Source organism: Vibrio fortis (assembly GCF_024347475.1).
Lineage (GTDB): Bacteria > Pseudomonadota > Gammaproteobacteria > Enterobacterales > Vibrionaceae > Vibrio > Vibrio fortis.
Window position 1 is genome coordinate 599,059 of sequence record NZ_AP025488.1, and the last position, 14,573, is coordinate 613,631.

The 14,573-nt window shown below is 45.8% G+C and carries 8 protein-coding genes; 3 read left to right on the forward strand and 5 right to left on the reverse strand.

The window, feature by feature from the left end:
• Nucleotides 1–341: 341 nt before the first annotated feature.
• Nucleotides 342–3,050, reverse strand: a complete 2,709-nt coding sequence (gene malT / locus OCV50_RS17280) for an HTH-type transcriptional regulator MalT (protein WP_239839588.1) — start codon at nucleotides 3,048–3,050, stop codon at nucleotides 342–344.
• Nucleotides 3,051–3,617: 567 nt separating this feature from the next.
• On the opposite strand from malT, the gene OCV50_RS17285 reads away from it, so the two are divergent.
• The 3 genes from OCV50_RS17285 to glgB all read left to right on the forward strand — a co-directional run bounded on the left by OCV50_RS17285 (nucleotide 3,618) and on the right by glgB (nucleotide 10,738).
• Entirely contained in the window at nucleotides 3,618–6,071 is a 2,454-nt protein-coding gene (locus OCV50_RS17285; RefSeq protein WP_239839589.1) for a glycogen/starch/alpha-glucan phosphorylase, read from the forward strand.
• 130 nt (nucleotides 6,072–6,201) lie between these two features.
• Complete coding sequence (gene malQ, locus OCV50_RS17290; RefSeq protein ID WP_239839590.1) at nucleotides 6,202–8,382, forward strand: 4-alpha-glucanotransferase; 2,181 nt, start codon at nucleotides 6,202–6,204, stop codon at nucleotides 8,380–8,382.
• A gap of 175 nt (nucleotides 8,383–8,557) precedes the next feature.
• Entirely contained in the window at nucleotides 8,558–10,738 is a 2,181-nt protein-coding gene (gene glgB, locus OCV50_RS17295) for a 1,4-alpha-glucan branching protein GlgB (RefSeq protein ID WP_261905064.1), read from the forward strand.
• Nucleotides 10,739–10,816: 78 nt separating this feature from the next.
• On the opposite strand, the gene OCV50_RS17300 is transcribed toward glgB, so the two are convergent.
• The 4 genes from OCV50_RS17300 to OCV50_RS17315 all read right to left on the reverse strand — a co-directional run bounded on the left by OCV50_RS17300 (nucleotide 10,817) and on the right by OCV50_RS17315 (nucleotide 14,535).
• A complete protein-coding gene (locus OCV50_RS17300) occupies nucleotides 10,817–11,287 on the reverse strand; it encodes a TetR family transcriptional regulator (RefSeq protein WP_239839592.1) in 471 nt (156 codons plus the stop codon).
• 161 nt (nucleotides 11,288–11,448) lie between these two features.
• Entirely contained in the window at nucleotides 11,449–12,288 is an 840-nt protein-coding gene (locus OCV50_RS17305) for an energy-coupling factor transporter transmembrane component T family protein (RefSeq protein ID WP_261905065.1), read from the reverse strand.
• Nucleotides 12,285–13,979: an ABC transporter ATP-binding protein gene (locus tag OCV50_RS17310; protein ID WP_261905066.1), complete on the reverse strand. Its 1,695-nt coding sequence runs from the start codon at nucleotides 13,977–13,979 to the stop codon at nucleotides 12,285–12,287. Before OCV50_RS17310 ends, OCV50_RS17305 begins: the two co-directional genes overlap by 4 nt.
• A gap of 7 nt (nucleotides 13,980–13,986) precedes the next feature.
• Nucleotides 13,987–14,535 carry an ECF-type riboflavin transporter substrate-binding protein gene (locus tag OCV50_RS17315; protein WP_239839595.1) on the reverse strand — a complete coding sequence of 183 codons (549 nt, stop codon included), beginning with the start codon at nucleotides 14,533–14,535 and terminating at the stop codon, nucleotides 13,987–13,989.
• Between the last annotated feature and the right edge of the window lie 38 nt (nucleotides 14,536–14,573).

The window sequence follows — 14,573 nt, forward strand, 5'->3', positions numbered from 1 at the left end:
TCTTATGCGGATTGCGTTGCTTTGCATTATGCAATTGCAATTTGCACATTTAGAATCGTTTATGGTGCTTTTTTTGCGATATCATCCCAAAAAATCGACCTTTTAAAGTTGGCACGCATCCTGCTTAATACTAAGTGACCCTTCTTAAGCCGAGGGTCACCTAGCCAACTGACGTTGTTAGTGAACCTGATTTTTGTTCACACATATATAGAGCCAATCGCGTATATTGCGGTTGGCTATTTTTTTGTCTGTAAGTCAGTATTGTTTGTTTTATAAGCAAAAAAAAAGCTAGCCACCATAGGCGACTAGCTGTTCCTTTCCTTCGAAATCTCGAATCTTCTTTAGTATCCCATTAACTGTAATAAGTTCTCAGCGGTACTGATCGCCTCTTTACGGTTAGCGATATTTAATTTCTGATACAAGTTACGAATGTGGGTCTTGATGGTTGTACCCGCCACATCGAGCTCTTGTGCAATTTGCTCGTTGCTAAAGCCCGAGTAGATAAGCCCGAGTACTTGCCATTCACGCTGTGTGAGTGGGCTGGTGCGTACAAGCTCAGGAATGTTAGGGTGATTGACCAAGTTCTCTACAAAGTCTTCATCGAAGTGTACAGAGCGGCTTCGCTGTGTGGTTGAGATGTCTTTCATGATTTGTTGAGCACGGTGTCGCTCTAGATCGCCTAGACCTGGTTTGTTGCTCAGCTTATCAAGAATATGACCAATCGTTGATCCATCAACAAGGAAGTTACCGACCATACCCGTTTGGTTCGTCATGTGCAGTGCTTCCTCAAGCAGCACACGTGCGCTCTCTTCGTCGTTGGTTTGAATACGAAGTACAGCTTCAACGATTAGGTTACGGTTGGTATCTGTCACCAGGTGAGAGCGTTTTGCTTCGCTCTTCAAGAATACTAATGCTTCTTCCGCCTCTTCAAACTGCTCCAACATAATGTGCGCACGTACTATGTTGCGCCATTGCAGCTGGCAGAAGTGGTTGCTAGCTGATTCAGGACGAACTGCAACGTTTAACCAATCTTGAATCGAATCTTTATCGCCTTTTACCTGCCAGAATAGCAGCAGAGAAAGAGAGGCATTGGCTGTCCAATCTACGTGGTACGTGGATTGACGAAGTAGGTGTTGAATCTGATCGATAAACTTCGCCGCTTTGTCGATTTCACCACGGCTTAATGCAATGCGAGCAAGCATCGAGTAGCTGTGAAGATGCTTACTTGGTGAGTGGTGACCTAGAATATCTAAGCCTTTGTAACAGCACTCTTCAGCTTCGTCTAAACGGTTCCAACACCAACAGATCTGAGCACGGACGCGTAATAGGAATTCGTGTAGTGGTACGTACTGCAGCTGGTGCTCTTCGATAAGCTTGAAGGCACTGTCTTGCAGTTCGAATGCTGCTTGAACATAACCTTGCGCAATCAAGATCTCGCTCTGTTGCAAGATTGCCCAGAGTGCTTGATGGTAAACCTGATACTGGCGCGCCAGTTTTTCGGTTTGCTGCATCATAGGCAATGCACGGCTTAGGTTACCCATTACGTGGTTAACTTCACCAACAACAGAAGTCGCAACAATACGGCTGCGATAGACGGTGGTATTGAGTTGACTCAGTGCTAACTCTGCGAGTTCTAGTGCTTTTTCAGGCTCATTGCTGTTGATCGCTACCTGCGCTCGTAGCGCGTTGTATTGACCTTGCTGTTGAGTGTCGAGCTCAATATTACGTGCTTGATATTGAGACTCCGCTTCTTCTAACAGCGTACCAACTTGATCATAGCGGTGTTGGCTTTGTGCCAACCAAGCTCGTAGCATTGAGAGCTTAGGATCGCTGTAAAGCTGATCCGGTGTCAGTTGTTTGATCGCCATTTCCAATGAAGACAGTTCACCTTGGTTGAACATCTGCCAACCGTGAGTGCCTAGGATCTGTACAATCAGCTCCGCATTATTGGCTCTTTGTGCATGGCGAAGAGCTTGGTGAGGCGTGTTCTGCTTGAGCCAAGCATGAGCTGCGGCGTTGTGCAGTTCAGCCTCTTGTTGTGGTATGCGTGCTTGACGCTCGTGCGCCAAAAACTCACCGAATAGATTGTGGAAGCGATACCAGTTTTTCTCGCCCTCTAGTGGGTAGATAAACAACCCAAATCGGTTGAGTGATTCAATCATACCTAGAGCATCTTCACGCTGCGTGAGCGCACAAACTAACTCGTCATTGAAGTGATCCAGCACCGAGCACTGCATTAAGAAATGGCGAGTCTCTTTGTCTAATAGATCAAATACTTCTTCTACTAAATAGTCCCAAAGGTGAGCATGATTAAAATGAGAAACCGACTCTGCCGATTGGGCGAGGGTGCGTTTTTGATGTTGCGCTTGCAGGGCAATTAGCTGAAGTGCAGAAGGCCAGCCCTCTACATAGGCACAGATACTGCCTGCCGTAGTGTCATCGACACCGTCAGTAACACGTTGATTAAAGAAGCGGGTGGTTTCTTCAGTATCGAAAGCCAATGAATCGTTACCTAATTCAATCATTAGGTCGCGCACACGTAGGTTTGCTGTACCGAGTGGTGGCGTACCGCGGCTTGTCACAACAAGCGTTAGGTTATCTGGCATGTGTTTTAAGAAGAAGCGCATGGCTTCATGCACATCGTCATTATTAACGAGATGATAGTCATCAAGTACAAGGAAGCACTCATGGTGAAAGTTTGCCATCTCTGCGAATACTTCGCTCAATAAGGAGTGAAGCGATGAGAATTGACGCTTTTCCGCTAACTTCTGGGCGTTAGGGCAAGCATTTTGTGTCGCCTTGTTGAGAGACTGAAGCAGGTAGTTGATGAAACGGAAGGCATCATTGTCGCTGTCGTCAATGCTGTACCAACCTACATTGGGTTTATCAACTAGCCACTGAGCCGCCATGGTAGTTTTTCCATAGCCAGCAGGGGAGCGGAATAATACGAGCTTATAGCAGTCGGCATTTTGCAGCAGATCTAATACGCGTGGTCTTAAGATTGCGTTGTGTAATCGCCCTGGGCGAGTCAGTTTAGACGGGATCCACATGTCGAAGGTTACCTATTCCATGGCCCTTGTCTTTATAAGAAGAGTCGATTGCGTCTAACCGACCATCAAAACAAAAGCCGTCATGAATTAATTCTGAAGCTATGTTACGTGAAGAAAAATGGCCCAGACCATGATCAGCCTCAGAAACCTTGCACTGTGGCATATTTTGACCCAACTACGCCCTTTAATTGTGACTTTAATCACTAAATGGGGTGGTTTGTGATCGTGATGTTGCTCGTTTCTACACATGAATTTGTGAAAAAGATGAGAACGTGAAAAATATTTCGTGATCTAAATATCAGAACTCGCAAGAAAGTGAAAATAGGTAAACAAAAAATTCATCATTCAAAGTTAAGTTATGGAACGGGGGCTTGTGATCATAATCACTCCAATTTTTTATTCTGGAGCTGAACATGAGATTTGGATCACTAACCCAACGTCAGTACGCCCCCTACGCCCTTTCATCTACTCCTAGTCATCCGTTAGACCGGGATGATGTTTAGTTAATTGTGACCATGCACGATATGTCACAGATGAATTAGAACAAATAAAAGCGAGATTTCTGAAATGAAAGCAACTCAGCAAAAAACTTTTGATAAAGTGTCGTTCCAAGAAAGTGTTAAGAAACACCTATCTGCAACCTACGCTACTACAGTAGAAACAGCGGATAGCCGCGCATGGTACCTAGCAATGGGTCGTGCTTTAGCAGAACTTACTACATTTGATCTGCTTGCTACTGAAAACGATGAGAAGATTAAGAACGCTAAGAGCGTTAACTACCTATCTCTAGAGTTCCTGATTGGTCGTCTAACAGGTAACAACCTGATTAGCATGGGTCTTTACGAGCAAATCACTCACGCAATGGAAGAGCTAGGTCAAAACCTAACTGACCTTCTAGAAGAAGAGCGTGACCCATCACTAGGTAACGGTGGTCTAGGTCGTCTAGCTGCATGTTTCATGGACTCTTGTGCAGCACAAGAATTCCCAACAGTAGGTTACGGCCTACACTACGAGTACGGTCTATTTAAGCAATCTTTCGAAGATGGCCGTCAAAAAGAAGCACCAGACGCATGGCGTGGTGTTGAAGGCTACCCATGGGAAGTAGCTCGTCCAGAGCTTGCACAACACATCGGTTTCTACGGTCACGTTGAAGTGGAATATGTAGACGGTCGCGAAGTACGTACTTGGGTTCCAGGTATGGAAGTAAAAGCAATGCCTTGGGATCTCCCTATCGTAGGTTACGAGTCAGACACGGTTTACCCACTGCGTCTTTGGGAATGTCAGGCTATTGCACCATTCTCACTAGCAAGCTTCAACAACGGTGACTACTTCGAAGCACAACACGCGCTAATCGATGCTGGTAACATCACTAAGGTTCTATACCCGAACGACAACCACGAAAAAGGTAAGACTCTTCGTCTAATGCAGCAGTACTTCCACTCTGCAGCGTCTGTTCGCGATATCCTACGTCGTCACGAAGCAGCAGGTTTTGCTCTAGCCGATCTACCTAAGCAAGAGACTATCCAGCTTAACGATACGCACCCAACAATCGCTATCCCTGAGCTAATGCGCATTCTTATCGATGAGAAAGGTCTAGATTGGGATACTGCTTGGGACATCAGTGCAAACACGTTCGCATACACGAACCACACACTACTTCCTGAAGCTCTAGAGACTTGGTCTGAGTCGCTAATCCAGCGCCTACTTCCACGTCACATGGAGATCATTTTCGAAATCAACCACCGCTTCCTACAAGAAGTTCGTAAGATGTGGCCTGGTGACGGTGAGAAGCAAGCGAAGCTTTCTATCATCCAAGAAGGTTTCCACCGCATGGTTCGCATGGCAAACCTATGTGTAATCGGCTCTTACAAAGTAAACGGTGTAGCAGCGCTTCACTCACAGCTAGTTAAGAAAGACCTATTCCCTGAGTTCAACGAGATCTTCCCAGGTAAACTGACTAACGTGACAAACGGTATCACGCCACGTCGTTGGTTGAAGTTCTGTAACCCAGGTCTATCTAAGCTTATTACAGACAAGATTGGTTCTGAGTGGCCAGCGAAACTAGAGCAGCTTGAAGGCATCGCTCAGTACGCAACAGACGCGAAATTCCAAAAAGAATTCATGGCTGTTAAGAAAGAAAACAAACAGCGTCTTGCTGATTGGGTTCAAGAGAACATGGGTATCGAGCTAGATACTAACGCTATCTTCGACGTACAGATCAAGCGTCTGCACGAGTACAAGCGTCAGCACCTAGACTTGCTGCACATCCTATCTCTATACCACCGTATCCTGAACGAACCTGGTTTTGAGTGTGAGCCACGTGTATGTTTCTTCGCAGCGAAAGCAGCTCCGGGTTACCACCTAGCGAAAGAAATCATCTTCGCGGTGAACAAGATTGCAGAGAAGATCAACAACGATCCTCGTATCGGTAACAAGCTGAAAGTGGTATTCATCCCTGACTACCGTGTAAGCATGGCGGAAATCATCATCCCAGCAGCAGACGTTTCTCAACAAATCTCGCTAGCGGGTAAAGAAGCTTCTGGTACAGGTAACATGAAGATGGCTCTAAACGGTGCTCTAACTATCGGTACGATGGATGGTGCAAACGTAGAGATTCGTGAAGAAGTTGGCGAAGAAAACATCTACATCTTCGGCCTAGACGTTGATGGTGTTCAAGCGGTGAAAGCGCAAGGTTACAACCCTTACGACTACTACCACGCAGACCCACTACTGAAAGCGTCACTTGACCTACTAACGGGTGAAGAGTTCACTCCAGGTCAACCAGGTCTACTACGTGCAACGTTTGATAGCCTACTAGATGGCGGTGACCCATACCTATGTCTGGCGGACTTCGCATCTTACGTGAAAGCACATGAAGACATGGACAAGCAATACAAAGACCAAGCGGGCTGGGCTAAGAAAGCCATCCTAAACACCGCGTTGGTTGGTAAGTTCACATCAGACCGCTCAATCCGCGACTACGTGAACAACATTTGGAAACTAGAAGCGGTTAAACGTTAATAGAACCCAAAAAAGCCAAGGCAGTTTCTGCCTTGGCTCAATTAGTTGGCTCAAAGCTAAATTGAAATAAATAAACTTAGATAAATAACCCTACAAAATTGAAAGCGTTAGCGCGTTTTCGGAGATAGCGATGAAAGAACAAAGCGTATTAAAACAAGTCGCAGAAATGGCAAACCTTGCCGACAGTTACGTAAGTGCGTGGGGCGATGAAGCACAAGTATCTGACGAAACATTAACTCGTCTATTGGCTTCATTGGGCTACGACATAAGCAGCGACGACGCTCTGCTTAAATCTGCAGAGAAAAAACACAAGAAAGATGTATTAGACCCAGTTCTTGTCTTGCGCGATGGTGAGCCTGTAGAGGTTGCACTAAATCTAGGTGTGAGTGCTCGTGAAAGTGAGTTCAGCTGGCGTTTAGAGACAGAGCAAGGAGAGGTACTTGAAGGCTATCTTCAATCTCAAGTTGTACGAGACGAACGTGCAGAGGGTGGCCCTTTAGTGTTTGCATTGCCAAACGATTTGGCATGGGGTTATCACAAACTAGTCGTTAGCCGTAAGCGTCGTAAAAAGCCTTATGAGATGACGCTTATCATCACACCAAAAGCGTGTTACAAGCAGAATCCAATCGAAGAAGGTAAGAAGCTTTGGGGCCCAAGTGTCCAGCTTTACACACTTCGTACTCAGCACAACTGGGGTATTGGTGACTTCGGTGACTTAAAGCAACTTGTCGCTGATATCGCTTCACGTGGTGGTGACTTCGTAGGTCTTAACCCAATTCACTCTCTGTTCCCTGCAAACCCAGAAGGTGCGAGCCCATACAGCCCATCTTCACGCCGTTGGTTGAACATCCTATACATCGACGTGAGCTCAGTGCCTGAATTCGCGTTGAGCGCAGAAGCACAACAAACGGTAGGCAGCGCAGAGTTCCAACAGCGCCTACAGAAAGCACGCGACGCGCATTGGGTAAACTACACAGAAGTGTCTGAGCTGAAGATGAGCATTCTTCCGCTGCTATTCACTGAATTCAAACATCGTCACCTAGATAAAAACAGCGACCGCGCACAAGCATTCCTAGCGTTCGTTGAAGAGGGCGGTGATAGCCTAATGCATCAAGCAGCATTCGATGCACTGCACGCAGAGCTTCACGCAGAAGACTCAAACATGTGGGGCTGGCCTGTATTCCCAGAGAAATACCGTACATTTGAAAGCCCAGCGACCCAAAAGTTCATCAAAGACAATATTGAGAAAGTACATCTATACATGTACCTGCAATGGCTAGCGGATTGTCAGATCAATGATGCACAATCTTTGGCAGAAGAGAAAGGCATGGCTGTTGGCCTTTACCGTGACCTTGCGGTAGGTGTTGCAGACTCTGGTAGCGAAACGTGGGCGGATGAAGGCAACCTAGTGATGGATGCGAGCATTGGTGCTCCACCAGATATTCTAGGTCCACTTGGTCAAAACTGGGGTCTACCACCACTAAACCCAGAAGTACTTCAAGCAACGGGCTACGATGCATACATCAAACTACTGCGCGCTAACATGAAGCACTGTGGTGCACTGCGTATTGACCACGTATTAGGTCTATTGCGTCTGTGGTGGATTCCAAAAGGTGAAGACGCAACGCAAGGCGCGTACATCTACTACCCTGTGCAAGATATGCTAGCAATTCTAGCGCTTGAATCTCACCGCTATCAGTGTTCTGTGATTGGTGAAGACTTGGGTACTGTGCCTGATGAGATCGTAGACATTCTTGCCGATGCAGGCGTTCACTCATACAAGGTATTCTTCTTCGAAACATCTGAAGAAGATGGTGGCTTCATCTCACCAAAACATTACGCATCACAATCTATGGCGGCACTATGTACGCATGACATGCCGACGCTACGTGGCTTCTGGCACTGTGATGACCTGAAGATGGGACAAGAGATTGGTCTATATCCAAATCAAGAGCAGCTGAATGGCTTGTTTGATGACCGTCTAGAGTGCAAGCAAGGTATCCTAGACTCTGTGGCATGGCATGGTTTCCTACCAGAAGGTGTAGGCCGTGACGCAAGCCAAGTACCAATGGATTCTTACTTAGCTGAGGCACTGCAACTGCACGTTGCGGCAGGCTCTTCAACACTACTGAGTGTTCAGCTTGAAGACTGGCTAGAGATGGATCAGCCTGTAAACATTCCAGGTACGGTTGATGAGTACCCGAACTGGCGTCGTAAGTTGTCGATGAACCTTGATGAGATTTTTGCTCATGATGGTGTTAATCGTATTGCTTCTCGCCTGACTGAAGTTCGTGAGAAAGCGGGTAACTAATATGCTTGAGTGGCCCGAGAATACTGAGATTTTTGCTTGTTGCATAAGAAACTATAATCTTGGTCACTCAAACGTTTTCGTACGTCAGGTACAATAGATCGTCGTTATATTGCCCGCATCCATAGCGGGCATTTTTATTTTATATTTTTTGGATGTTTGGTTAGGGAGAAAGGTTTTGGAAATGAGTTCAATTTCAAAGCAAGAACAAATATATACCCAACTATCACAGGCTTCGTTTGCAGACCCATTCTCATGTTTAGGTCCATATATTCCTTCTGATGAAGGTGCATTGCGTGTATGGATTCCGGGAGCAGATAAAGTTGAGCTGATTGTTGGCGACGAACCTCGCGTTGAATTAGTGCGAGAGGGCGACAGTGGCTTTGTCCTAGAGCTAGAGCGCGATTTGCGTTTCACACACTACAAATTGGCTGTTGATTGGGCTGGCGTAGAACAGATCTTAGATGACCCTTATCAATACCATGAGCTGTATGCGAGCTACGAAGTGCTGCATACACCTAAAGACATGTACCATCATATGGGTGCTCAGTTTATTACGTTAGAGCGTGATGGTGACTCAATCTCTGGTACACGATTCCTAGTTTACGCACCTCACGCTTCAGCGGTTAGCTTGGTGGGTAACTTCAACTCTTGGGATGGCCGACGTCACCCAATGCAGCGTCTTGATTATGGTATTTGGGGTCTATTCATCCCTGAACTAGAAGAGGGCGCACAGTACAAATTCGAGTTGAAAGGTCCAAATGGCGAAGGTCTACCGCATAAAGCAGACCCTTGGGGCTTCTATTCTGAGCAGTACCCATCGTTCTCTTCGGTGACTTACGATCACGCGCGTTATGAGTGGCAAGATGCGAAATGGCAAAGCCGCCCAGTAACCGAAAAACGCAAAGAAGCATTGTCGTTCTACGAACTGCATGCGGGTTCTTGGAAGCGTGATGCGAATGGTGATTTCTTAAACTACCGTGACCTCGCAAAAGAACTGATTCCATACCTAACTGATCTTGGTTACACCCACGTTGAATTGATGCCTGTATCAGAGCACCCGTTCTACGGTTCTTGGGGCTATCAACCAGTGGGTCTATTTGCGCCAACGAGCCGTTTTGGTTCTCCGGATGATTTCAAATACTTTGTTGATCAGTGTCACCAAGCTGGCCTAGGCGTGGTGTTGGATTGGGTTCCTGCCCATTTCCCAAGTGATGATCACGGACTAGCCAACTTCGATGGTACGCCTCTGTTCCACGATCCAGATCCACGCCGTGGCTGGCACCAAGACTGGAACTCTTACATTTACGATCTTGGTCGTGAGCATGTACGTCGTTTCCTAGTTTCTAATGCGCTGTATTGGTTTGAGCAATTCCACATTGACGGTATTCGTGTGGACGCTGTCGCGTCGATGCTTTACTTAGATTACTCACGTAGTCATGACCAATGGGTGCCAAATGTTGACGGTGGCAATGAGAACTACGATGCCATCGCGACATTGAAGTGGATGAACGAAGAGGTGTACAAACACTTCCCGAACGCAATGACGATTGCGGAAGAGTCCACCGCATTCCCAGGTGTATCTGCTCCGACATTCATGGGCGGGTTAGGCTTTGGCTTTAAGTGGAACATGGGTTGGATGCATGACAGCTTGTCTTACATTCAAGAAGATCCAATCAACCGTAAGTATCACCACGATACGATTACTTTCCCACTCGTTTATGCGCACAGCGAAAACTACGTGTTATCACTGTCTCATGATGAAGTCGTTTACGGTAAAGGCTCTATCCACAACAAGATGCCAGGTGATGAATGGCAGCAAACGGCTAACCTGCGCGCTTACATGGGCTACATGTATGCACAACCGGGCAAGAAGCTTAACTTCATGGGTGCTGAGTTTGGTCAGACTGCGGAATGGAATCACGACGACCAACTGCAATGGTTCTTATTGGACTACGAGCGTCACCAAGGCGTTCAACAGCTAACTAAAGACCTTAATCATCTATACCGTGATGAAGCGGCGATGCACGATTTGGACTTTGATCCTCGTGGCTTCGAGTGGCGTCTTCAAGACTCTGCAGAGGCAAGCATTTTAGCTCATGAACGTATCAGTGAATCTGGTGAACGCGTATTGGTGGTTTCAAACTTTACGCCAGTACCGCACGAGCACTTCCGCCTTGGTGTACCTGTTCAGGGTCAATACCGCCTGTTATTGAATACCGATGACGCTAAATACAACGGTAGTGGTTTTGAAGTGAAAGAGGTTGCGGAAATCGAAGCCGTTCAGAGTGAAGGGCTGGATACCTCGATTGAGCTGAGACTTCCACCACTAGCGACGGTTTTCTATAAGTTGAGCTAGTGTCTGAAGATCTCTAACTAAGATTGAAAGCAAAATGGGAGCCTCGAGGCTCCCATTTTTATGTCTACTTAACTCGCTTTAGCTTGGTCTAAAGTTGGTCATTTTCAGTAGAGAACGACCAATTACCGTCTCAATTACTTGTCTTGCATTACTTCCAAAGCTCTCGACTGCTTTCTGGCGTAGTTCTCCGTCCGCTTGTAAGTTGAAACCCTCAGGTTGCTCTGTTTGCGAGGCGTGAAAGAAGATCAGTTTCATGACACTTTGAAATTGTGGTTCTTCTAAGGCTTTATCCCATGACTCGTAAAAGGCATTCTCGCTCGAAAAATTAAGGGGCTGCAAAAGAATAGGCAGAATATGCCCATGCAGAGCTGCTCTAATAGCGCGAGTTGATGGAAAGTAGCCTTGCAGGGTAGTGAGGCTTACACCAATCTCTTTAGCAATACGAGCATATGTGAGAGATTCATGCCCTTCTGCCAAGAATAGCTCTAGAACGATTTTATTGTATTTTTTCTGGTTTTCGAGTTTCTGTTGTTGTGTTATACGTGCCATACGGTATTGGGATACTGTTCTGAATTTAGAGTATGGTAATCTGATAACGCAATTATCGCAATTATGAAACAAATAATTCATATTAATTTTCATAAAAAAATAAGTTTCGAAAATAGTGTAATAAAAAAGCCGCTTGATGAAAGCGGCTTTGCAAATGCGATTTAGAACGGATACCAGAATAATTGGGGTTCCAATATTCGCTTAGTGATGGCGAGAGCAACAATCAATACGATGACAACCAGCGTAATGAAGTCCACTCTTTTTAGCGGTGCTGAGCTATACCAAGTACGTGACTTATGGCGTCCGAAGCCACGTAGAGTCATCGCGTTAGAAATCTCATCAGCACGGTCCAAACTTGAGAAGATAAGCGGCCCTAAGATCTTAGCAACGTTTTTAATACGAGCGACAAGTGGCGCTTTCTTTGACAATTCAACGCCTCGTGCTTGTTGTGCGTGCATGATATTAACGAAGTCTTTTTTCACTTCTGGTAAATAACGAAGTGTAAGACTGACTGCGTAAGCAATCTTGTATGGCACCCCAATTCGGTTGAGACTTGCTGCAAACTCGGTAGGGTGAGTTGTAAATACAAAGATCAACGCAATCGGAAACATACTCATATATTTCAGAGTGACTGTGATGAGATAAAACAGTGTCTCTTGGCTTAGAGAGTAGTTACCTGGCAAAGTAAGCAGAATATGCTCACTGCCGATTAGCTCGGTACCTTGCTGAGGTGCAAGCAAGTACATGAACAGCGCATTCAAACTCAACACACTGACAGTACCAATCAACAGTGGCTTATAAACGCTCACAGGTACGCGCGTCATTTTAAGCAGCAGTAAACCGGTTGTAATCAGCGCTACGATTAAGCGCAGATCAAACGTTGTCAATACAACGGTTACCCATGCTAAAAACAGAGCAAACTTGGTGATGCCATTCAGTGCGTGCAGCGGTGATTTGGTATCAATGTAGTTAATACCAAATTTTATCTTCGAGGCATTCATAGTGCGCTTCTCTCGTAGTCGATGAAGTACTGCATAAATGCGTTGGTGTCTTCGATTTTCATCATTGTTGCGAGTTCGTAAATGCTGGTGGTACACAAGTTAGCACGGTCTAATAACGAAGGCTGGCTAAAGACTTCAGTCATAGGTGCATTGGCAATAAGCTTGCTATCCGCAATAACAATAGAGCGAGTGGTGTACTCAAGCACAAGATGCATATCGTGAGATATGATCACCACGGTAATACCTAGCTCTTTGTTTAACTTTTGGATAAACGCCAACATAGAAGTGTAGTTACGATAATCTTGGCCAGCTGTTGGCTCATCAAGAATCAACAATTCTGGCTCCAGCACAAGAATGGCAGCGATAGTGACACGCTTTTTCTGACCGTAGCTCAGGGCTTCGATTGGCCAATGGCGGAACTTACTCAGCCCGCAAAGCTCAAGTACTGATTCAACTTTCTCTTTTATGGTTGCTTCATCAATACCACGATTACGCAGGCCAAAAGCGACTTCATCGAAAATCATATGATGTGAAATCATATGATTTGGGTTTTGCATTACGACGCCGACTTTCTGGCTACGCTCGAAAATAGAGAGCGTACTCAGGTCTTCGCCATTAAGGTAGGCAGAACCAGAATCAGCCTCAATCACACCCATGATCAACTTGGTAATGGTCGACTTACCAGAGCCGTTCTTACCTAAGATCGAAACAAACTCGCCTTGACCGATTTTAAAGCTTACATCCTCAAGCGCGTTTTTTTCGCCATCGTATGAGTACGTTAGGCCATGCACTTCAAGTAACGGTGTGTATTGTTTTTCAGCTTGTGCTGGTGGACGCTGGTTAAACCAACCCTGCACGGTTGGTCTAAACGCTTTGTAATTCAAAGATTTTAAGTTCGAAAGCGTGTCTTTGGCTGAAAGCGGTACTTGAGCAGCTTTTAGCGCTGAAAGATACAGCGGCTCACGAATGCCGTGCTTTTCAAGCAGACCGGATGCAAGCAGCTCATCAGGTGTTGAGTCAGAAATGATCTCACCTTGGTCCATTAAGATGACGCGATCAACATGGCGATGCAGCACATCTTCAAGACGATGCTCGATAATTATGACGGTTTTGTTCGTTTCACGATGCAGTTGGTCGATGATCTCAATAGTCGCTTTACCCGTTTTAGGGTCTAGGCTCGCTAGAGGTTCATCAAAAAGCAGCGTGTCGACTTCATCAATTAAAATTCCAGCCAATGAAACACGTTGTTTCTGACCACCAGACAAATCATGAGGTGAGCGAGCAAGCATGTCCGCTAGATCAACCATCTTAGCGGTTGATTTCACTAACGGGTACATGTCGATGCTCGACATCAGTTGGTTCTCTAATGCAAAGGCAATGTCTTCACCAATGCTTAGGCCAACGAACTGGCTGTCTGTATCTTGAAGTACTGTACCAACTTGTTCGGTAAAGTCGTGCATGGAAAAGCTCGCACTGTCTTGGCCAGCGATCTCTAGTTTACCGGTGGTTTCGCCTTTAATTGCGTGTGGGATTAAGCCATTTAAACATTGACCAAGGGTAGATTTGCCACTACCACTTGGTCCAATAATGACGATTTTCTCTCCTTTCTCTATCCTTAGATTGATATTCTTTAGCGTCGGCTTATCCAGCGACTCATATCTAAAAGAGAAGTTCGAAAATTCGATAGTCATTAAACGCTTATGCCTCTGTTAGGTTACGGCTTTGCTTATTGCGCTTTGCAACAGATTTTAGAATTAGGAAGCCTACAACAGCGATAAGTACAGTGTTACCTGCTGCAATGATAGAGAGTTGCGTAAAGACTTTAGTGAACGGTTCTGCGTAAAGAATCGTGTCTAAGAATGCTGAACAGCCGTAGCCTACAACGTTACCGGCTAAGGCTAAAATGACGAAAAGAGCGAAATCTTTCATTGGAAGTTCGCCTTGCGCAAGGCGGTTTTTAGTCATTGCTGGGAACAGGCCAATGACCATCCCCACGATACCTGAGCCCAATACCCAAGTCAGCCAAACGCCCCAACCAGCGAAAAGGTCAGTAACCCAGTGACCGATAAAGCCGACAAGGAAGCCTACGATAGGGCCAAATAGAACAGAGAACAGCGCAAGCACTGCCATTGCTGGCTTTAGAGTGGTGTTTGCAAAGACAGGCACACCAAACATAGGTAGACCACCAATACCATATAGGGCAGCGCCGATGGCAATGACGACGACAGTTTTCGCTGAAAAGTTCATAGATAACCTCAAATGAAAAAATTTGCTTTATAAAGAGC

What these genes read in the sequence shown, in the direction of transcription:
- malT (WP_239839588.1), bottom strand. Translation starts at nt 3,050, where the DNA reads ATGTGGATCCCGTCTAAACTGACTCGCCCAGGGCGATTACACAACGCA.
- OCV50_RS17285 (WP_239839589.1), top strand. Translation starts at nt 3,618, where the DNA reads ATGAAAGCAACTCAGCAAAAAACTTTTGATAAAGTGTCGTTCCAAGAA.
- malQ (WP_239839590.1), top strand. Translation starts at nt 6,202, where the DNA reads ATGAAAGAACAAAGCGTATTAAAACAAGTCGCAGAAATGGCAAACCTT.
- OCV50_RS17300 (WP_239839592.1), bottom strand. Translation starts at nt 11,287, where the DNA reads ATGGCACGTATAACACAACAACAGAAACTCGAAAACCAGAAAAAATAC.
- OCV50_RS17305 (WP_261905065.1), bottom strand. Translation starts at nt 12,288, where the DNA reads ATGAATGCCTCGAAGATAAAATTTGGTATTAACTACATTGATACCAAA.
- OCV50_RS17310 (WP_261905066.1), bottom strand. Translation starts at nt 13,979, where the DNA reads ATGACTATCGAATTTTCGAACTTCTCTTTTAGATATGAGTCGCTGGAT.
- OCV50_RS17315 (WP_239839595.1), bottom strand. Translation starts at nt 14,535, where the DNA reads ATGAACTTTTCAGCGAAAACTGTCGTCGTCATTGCCATCGGCGCTGCC.